1 protein-coding gene is annotated in these 277 nt (G+C 30.0%); it reads right to left on the bottom strand.

The window, feature by feature from the left end; genetic code table 11:
* A partial coding sequence (locus SB724_RS19915) for a hypothetical protein (protein ID WP_410572544.1) occupies positions 1-277 on the bottom strand: 277 nt, incomplete at both ends.

Raw genomic sequence — 277 nt, 5'->3', positions numbered from 1 at the left:
AAATACTGATTCAATGTCATATTTTGGTTTAGGTGACATAATAGGAGATAACAAATCCGTATACAATACTTTGTCTAAAAGCTCATTTTCTTCATTATAATATTCAGCCCCCTCTTTATTAACAATCATTTTGTAGTTAGGGATTGGATTCTTATACTTACGGATCCGCACTCCTATTATTACAAAAAGAATTGTCATCAGCAACCCTAAATCATAACGCTTTAAGACAAACAAAAAAGGGCAAAACAAACAAAAAAGAAGTAAAAATGTAGTATAT

The organism is Bacillus sp. SIMBA_031 (assembly GCF_046535225.1).
In the GTDB taxonomy this organism is placed as follows: domain Bacteria; phylum Bacillota; class Bacilli; order Bacillales; family Bacillaceae; genus Bacillus; species Bacillus velezensis.
Note: the sequence above shows the minus strand (reverse complement) of the source record. Positions and strands in the feature narration are given on the sequence as shown.